Origin of the sequence: Agrobacterium sp. CFBP 3001, from assembly GCF_027871605.1 — a bacterium.
In the GTDB taxonomy this organism is placed as follows: domain Bacteria; phylum Pseudomonadota; class Alphaproteobacteria; order Rhizobiales; family Rhizobiaceae; genus Agrobacterium; species Agrobacterium leguminum.
Window position 1 is genome coordinate 22,468 of sequence record NZ_JAQAHD010000036.1, and the last position, 6,458, is coordinate 28,925.

General features: G+C 61.0%; 8 protein-coding genes. 6 read left to right on the forward strand and 2 right to left on the reverse strand.

Annotated elements, in window-relative coordinates; translation table 11 throughout:
- Window positions 1-66 precede the first annotated feature (66 nt).
- Complete coding sequence (locus tag PH605_RS24420; RefSeq protein WP_142846563.1) at window positions 67-1,158, forward strand: bifunctional transcriptional activator/DNA repair enzyme AdaA; 1,092 nt, start codon at window positions 67-69, stop codon at window positions 1,156-1,158.
- A 277-nt stretch (window positions 1,159-1,435) separates the two neighbouring features.
- Here PH605_RS24420 and PH605_RS24425 read toward each other — a convergent pair whose 3' ends face one another.
- A complete protein-coding gene (locus PH605_RS24425; RefSeq protein ID WP_142846564.1) occupies window positions 1,436-2,611 on the reverse strand; it encodes an AI-2E family transporter in 1,176 nt (391 codons plus the stop codon).
- Window positions 2,612-2,697: 86 nt separating this feature from the next.
- Window positions 2,698-3,558: a VOC family protein gene (locus PH605_RS24430; protein WP_142846565.1), complete on the reverse strand. Its 861-nt coding sequence runs from the start codon at window positions 3,556-3,558 to the stop codon at window positions 2,698-2,700.
- Here PH605_RS24430 and PH605_RS24435 point away from each other — a divergent pair.
- The 5 genes from PH605_RS24435 to PH605_RS24455 all read left to right on the forward strand — a co-directional run bounded on the left by PH605_RS24435 (window position 3,541) and on the right by PH605_RS24455 (window position 6,283).
- Window positions 3,541-3,789 carry a hypothetical protein gene (locus tag PH605_RS24435; protein ID WP_003522283.1) on the forward strand — a complete coding sequence of 83 codons (249 nt, stop codon included), beginning with the start codon at window positions 3,541-3,543 and terminating at the stop codon, window positions 3,787-3,789. The genes PH605_RS24430 and PH605_RS24435 overlap by 18 nt on opposite strands.
- A 47-nt stretch (window positions 3,790-3,836) precedes the next feature.
- The gene (locus PH605_RS24440) at window positions 3,837-4,247 is read left to right on the forward strand and encodes a universal stress protein (RefSeq protein WP_142846566.1); all 411 of its coding nucleotides are present in this window, start codon (window positions 3,837-3,839) and stop codon (window positions 4,245-4,247) included.
- A 120-nt stretch (window positions 4,248-4,367) separates the two neighbouring features.
- Entirely contained in the window at window positions 4,368-4,688 is a 321-nt protein-coding gene (locus PH605_RS24445; protein ID WP_035260908.1) for a TraR/DksA family transcriptional regulator, read from the forward strand.
- A 311-nt stretch (window positions 4,689-4,999) separates the two neighbouring features.
- Window positions 5,000-5,668, forward strand: coding sequence for a PAQR family membrane homeostasis protein TrhA (gene trhA / locus PH605_RS24450; RefSeq protein ID WP_003522286.1), 669 nt, complete (start codon window positions 5,000-5,002; stop codon window positions 5,666-5,668).
- Window positions 5,669-5,785: 117 nt separating this feature from the next.
- Window positions 5,786-6,283, forward strand: coding sequence for a GNAT family N-acetyltransferase (locus PH605_RS24455; protein WP_065654224.1), 498 nt, complete (start codon window positions 5,786-5,788; stop codon window positions 6,281-6,283).
- Window positions 6,284-6,458 lie beyond the last annotated feature (175 nt).

Consider the following 6,458-nt stretch of genomic DNA (forward strand, 5'->3'; position numbering starts at 1 on the left):
ACATCCCTCACATCCATGCCCGTTTTTCGGCGGCGTGCCGCTTAAATTTGCGTTAGCATCCTCCCCATGATGCTGTTCAAACGCCCCGACACCGAAACGCTCTATTCCGCCCTTGTGAACAAGGACCCCGCCTATGAGGGCGTGGCCTATGTGTGTGTGACGTCGACGAAGATTTTCTGCCGCTTCACCTGCACGGCGCGCAAGCCGAAGATCGAAAACTGCCGGTTCCGCGAGACCATCGCCGAATGTCTGGAAGCCGGTTTCCGCCCCTGCAAGCTCTGCAAGCCGATGCTCGCCTATGGCTCCGCCGATGAGACCGTGACGTCGCTGCTGACGGCGCTGGAAAACGAACCGGCACGCCGCTGGCGCGAGGAGGATGTGGTGGCGATGGGCCATGATCCTTCCACCGTGCGCCGCACCTTCAAGCGCCGTTTTGGCATGAGCTTTCTGGAAATCGCCAGATTGCGGCGGGTAGGCGGTGCGGCGGAAAGCCTTGCTTCCGGCGAAGCGGTGATCGGCGCGCAGATCGATGCCGGTTACGAATCCGGCAGCGGTTTCCGCTCCGCCATCAACCAGTTTTTCGGCTCATCGCCCGCCGCCATGAAAGGCAAGGGGTTTTTGAAGGGCGACTGGATCGATACGCCGATTGGCCCGATGCTCGCCGTCGCCGACGATCATGCCCTGCATCTCCTCGAATTCGCCGACCGGCCGGCGCTTCCAGCCGAACTGAAGCGGCTGAAGACGCGCACCGGCGCGGATATGGTGCTTGGCCGGACGGCTGTGACCGGCCAGATCGAAGCGGAACTCAAGGCCTATTTCGCCGGGCATTCGGCCGCCTTCGAAACGCGGCTCGCCGGCCACGGCACACCCTTCGAGCGCGACGTCTGGCGCAACCTGCGGGAAATACGGGCGGGTGAGATCGTCAGCTATTCCTCCCTCGCAACCGCCATGGACAGGTCATCCGCCGTGCGTGCGGTGGCCCGCGCCAATGGCGCGAACCAGATTGCGATTGTCGTTCCGTGCCACCGTGTACTGGGCGCGGATGGCAGCCTGACCGGCTATGGCGGCGGGCTGTGGCGCAAGAAATGGCTGCTCGAGCATGAGCGCCGCATGGCGAGCGCGCAGGCGGAGGCGCAGGGAATGCCGCTCGCTTCCTGAGCGGTCTGACTGCTGGGGAGCGGGGCGCGTGGGGTTTACCCCCCTCTGCCCTGCCGGGCATCTCCCCCTCAAGGGGGGAGATCGGCAGGAAGCGCTACCGCCACTTCATTCGCAAACGTTGAGATGGGCGAAACGCACCCGCGAGTCGATCTCCCCCTTGAGGGGGAGATGCCCGGCAGGGCAGAGGGGGGTAAGCCCCACGCGCCGGCCGTCAAAGGACAATCTCCTGACAGCTCAAACCCGCAGTGGTTCGCATTTCCAGCGGGAAAACCGCCGGTCAATCCGGCAGTTTGGGCACCACCCGGCGTGAGGGGAAGAGTTCCCGCGTCACCGTCATGACGATCAGCGACAGCGGCAGCGCCAGCATGGCCCCGGCCGCGCCCCACATCCACGTCCAGAAGATGATCATCACGAAGACGAGGAAGGGGTTTATCTCCATGTTGCGGCCCACCACCGCCGGAAAGGCGAGGTTTTCCATCAACAGGTGAATGGTAAAGAAGATCGCCGCCGGCAGCAGCGCCAGGATGATGTTGTCATGGGTGATGATGCCCGCCACCGTCAGCGAAATCGTCATGGCGGTGATGCCGAGAAACGGCACGAAGCTGGAGAGGAAGGCGAAGAGCCCCCACAGAAGCGGCATGGCCAGTCCGCCGAAATAGGCGATGACCACCATCGTCACGCCCAGCCCGGCATAGATCAGCGCCGCCGTGGCGAAATAGGTGCCGAGCACCTCTTCCACCGAACCGATGATGCGGATGGTGCGCAGCCGCTGGTGGCGGGCCGGAAAGGCCATGATGATCGCCTTGCGCAGCCGCAGCCGGCTATAGAGAAACATCAGCAGCGCGGCGAGAAAGATCAGGCCCTGAATGACGGCGGGCGTGATGTTGGCGCCGAGCAGCGAGATGATTTCGCCGCTTCGCGAAATCAAAGATTCCATCGACATCGACCCCAGACTGAAGCTCGCCGCCGAAATATTCAGCCATCTGAGGCTTTGCAGATAGGGCAGGAAACGGTCGATGCTGCGCTCCACCAGCGCCGGCCCTTCCGAAGCGAGAAGCGAGAGCGGCTCGGTCAGCGAATTGACCACGAAGAACATCACCGCCGCCACGAGGCTCGATAGAATGAGCGCGACGCCGAAGCCGGGAATGCCGTAGGAACCGAGCTTTTCGGCGGCGATGCCGAGAATCATGCCCACCACGATGGCCATCACCACCGGAATGAGGATGAGCGACAATTCGTGGATGACTGCCATGAGCATGATAAGGAAGATGCCGATCACCGACCAGGCGACAACCACATCCAGCGCTTCGCGGCCAAGCGGCTGCTGGCTGCGCACATCGTCACGCCGTGAGCCGGAAGCTGGCACCTCCAGCGGGTCCGCTCTTGTTGCCGCAGCGTTTGCCGCGGTGTTGACCAAGCTGCCGGTCTTGTCCGGCCTGGCATTTTCATTCATCGAACGGTCCCCCAATAAGGTGACAAACGTTCGAAAAATGTGGCGGTTCCGGGGCGGCGAAAATTTCCGCGGCCCCTTTTTTGCGTTTAGGCGGAAAGCTTTAGGCCGATGCCCCACGGATCTTTGAGGACAATGCCGTCACTTTGCCGCTCTGTGGCGATTTCCAGCCGGTCGAGTGCGGCAATCGCCGTCTCAAGCGCGGCCGGCTCGTTGAATGTCAGCGAATAGCCGGAAAGGCCGGTCATGTTGTCCTTGCGGGCCATGGCTCCACGGCTGTTCCAGATATTGGCGGCCACATGGTGGTGATAGGCCCCGGAGCCGAAGAAGCTCGCGCCGGGATAACGCGCCATGATCTTCAGCCCCAGCACATCCTGATAAAATTCATCCGCCTGCGGAATATTGCCCACCTGCAGATGGATGTGGCCGATGGCTGTTCCTTCCGCCGCCCCGGTAAAGGCCGTCTTCGGCGCGCTGTCGTAAAGCGCCTGAAGGTTGAGGCCGAGGGTGGCCATCTCCACCGTGCCGTCCTGCTGGTAGGTCCATTCATCCGGCGAACGGTCGCGATAGACCTCGATGCCGTTGCCTTCCGGGTCGGCAAGATAGATCGCCTCGCTGACCAGATGGTCGGACGCGCCCTGAAACTGGACATTGTTATGGGCGGCATGCGCCAGCCAATGGGCCAGATCATTGCGGCTCGGCATCAGGAAGGCGGTGTGGAACAGCCCTGCGGCGTTGCGCGGCGCGCGTTCCGCCGTGCTGGAGGTGGAAAGCGTAAGCAGCGGTTGGCCGCCGACACCCAGCACTTCACCGCTCGGGTTCTTTTCAAGAACGGAAAGGCCGATGATCTTCTGGTAGAAATCCGAAACGCGCGGCAGATCGTGAACGACGAGATGCGCCTGGCCGACATAGGCCGGCCGCGTCAGGGCGAATTGTTTGATTTCACTCATCATGATCTCCATATTGAATCCGAAGCGCCCTGGGGCGGATCGGTCGCCGAAACCATCGGCCGACGCCGCTTTGCGGCGTTTGTCGAAGGCGAATATGGGCTGGTTTCGTCGTTCAGCAAAGATCGTCGTCTGGCGATTGACCGTCCACTATTCGTTGACAATGCCCCGTTCCGGCCCGGCTCCGGCTTTGACTTCGATCAAGGTGAAGGCCCTGCCGAAGGGGAAATATAAGCCTAGCCCGACACGCTAAACGGCGGATCAAGCCAAAGGAGACAGCCATGTACAAGAAGATCATCGTACCGGTAGACCTCAGCGCCACCGACAAGGGGGAAAAGATTCTCGAAAAGGCCAAGGCGCTTCTGGACCCGGACGGCGAGATCGTTCTCATCAATGTTGTCGAGGAACTGCCGGGCTATATGGCGATCGACCTGCCTGTCGACCTGATCGAAAACGCCATCAAGGACGCCAGGACCAAGCTTTCGGACATTAAGACCAGAGCCGGTTTCAAGGGCAGCCAGGAAATCAGAAGCGGCGCCCCCGCGCGTGAAATCATCGCCGCCGCCGAGGAGCACAAGGCCGACCTCATCATCATCGCGTCGCACACGCCGGATTTCAGCAATTATTTCATCGGCGCCACCGCCGACCGCGTGGTGCGCCACGCCAAATGCTCGGTGCTGGTGGACCGATAAAAGCCTGACGTTTTAGCGTTGTGGGCGGGTTTTCCGCCCCCAAGCATTCCAAGGAAAAGTGGAATCCGGTTTTCCGTCTGGAAATGCGACGATACAAGAAGATTGGCTGGAGGAAAAAACATGAATGTCGAAAGTTACGAGAAAATCCTGCGTGACCGCCAGCGCGAGCTTTATCGCCGCCTGCACAAAATCGAAGCCGATTTCGAAGAGCCTCGCAATCCCGATGACGAGGATCGCGCCACCGAACGCAGCAATGACGAGGTGCTGGACGAGCTGGGGCAGGTGGGTCAGGACGAGCTGCGCGCCATCGACGCAGCCCTCGACCGTATCGCCAGCGGCACCTTCGGCACCTGTGTCAAATGCGGCAAGCGGATTTCGGAGGATCGGCTGAAGGCGGTGCCCTATACGCCGTTTTGCCAGGAATGCGCTGCGGCGTTGTGAGGGGTGAACGACCTTTCCTCCGTCATGCCGGACCTGATCCGGCATCCAGCCGACGCGCGTCTGCGCGGCGAGAGAGTTCTTTCAGCCCAAGGACTTGGGCTGGCTGGATACCGGCTCAGGGCCGGTATGACGGTGTGTAGGTACGACAACCTGAAAAACTCATCCTTATCGCCAGGGAACGTCGCCTGCCCCCAACCTCTCCTTTCGCAACAGCCTCGAATGCAATTTGATTGCCGTTAACCGGCCGCTGTCTTGTTCCTGTCTAATATTGTCTCCATGCTTTGAGGAAAGCACGCAGACGGGATTGGACTATGAGCGATTTGTGGCGGTTCGGGCGCCAGTATGATTTTCACGAGATTGTCGCCGACGGCATCGTCCATGGTGTCGGCATCGTGTTTGCGCTTATCGGCGCCACGGCGCTGATTTTCTACGCGACCGCCTGGGGGACGCTCAGCGCGATCGCCGCCGCATGGATTTACGGTCTCGGCCTCGTCGCCTGTCTCTCCGTATCCTTCACCTATAATATCTGGCCGCACTCCAGGGTGAAATGGTTCCTGCGCCGGCTGGATCATTCGGCGATCTTCATCCTCATCGCCGCCACCTATACGCCCTTTCTGATGCGCGGCATCCACGATCCGCTGATCGCCGTCATGCTGGGGCTGATCTGGCTTGCGGCGCTGTGCGGCATCCTTCTCAAATGCCTGTTTCCCGGCCGTTACGACCGGGTCGCCATCGGCCTTTATCTCGCCATGGGCTGGAGCGGCGTCATGGTGGTCGGGCCGCTGTCGTCGCATCTGGCACCCGTCACGCTCTGGCTGATCGTCGCCGGCGGCGTCATCTATTCGCTCGGCGTCATCTTCCATGTCTGGGAAAAGCTGCGCTTCCAGAATGCCATCTGGCACGCTTTCGTGGTCGCCGCCGCCGCCGTTCATTATTTCGCCGTGGTCACCTCGTTCAGCCTCGTGCCGCTGGCATCCTGAAGAATGCGCCCCGATGGCGGGATGGGTACTGGACAGCCATTCGCATCATCGCCTAATCCTCGTGCAGATGGCGGCCGAAAATACCGCCGCTGCGAGCAGGAAAAAGGGTGAACGACAATGAGCGTGCAACTGCGCGACGCGACCGTGGACGATCTCTCCGGCATCATGGAGATTTACAATGATGCGGTGCTGAATACGACCGCGATCTGGAACGACGTGCTGGTCGATCTGGAAAACCGCAGGGATTGGTTCGCCGCCCGCAAGTCACGCGGCTTTCCGGTCATCGTCGCAATCCTCGACGGCAAGGTCGCAGGTTATGCTTCCTATGGCGACTGGCGCGCTTTCGACGGTTATCGCCACACCCGCGAACATTCGGTCTATGTGCATAAGGATGCGCGCGGCCACGGCATCGGCAAGAAGCTGATGCAGGCGTTGATCGATCATGCCTCCGGCAACGACGTGCATGTGCTGATCGCCGCCATCGAGGCGGAAAACACCGCCTCCATCCGCCTGCATGAAAGCCTCGGCTTCAGGGTCGTCGGCCGGTTTTCGGAAGTCGGCACCAAGTTCGGCCGCTGGCTGGATTTGACGTGTATGGAACTGAAGCTGAACTAGTTCCCGGGCGGGTTGCCTAGAGAAAGCGGCTCCGGCGCGGGCGCTTAACCTCTCCGTCATCCTGGGGCTTGTCCCACTGCTGTCCGGTTTAAATTTGGTGGACATGGCGCACGGTGTTGATTCTACTCGTATTCGAGCGTTTGGCGACGATCTCGGACACGAAAGAGGAGCAACA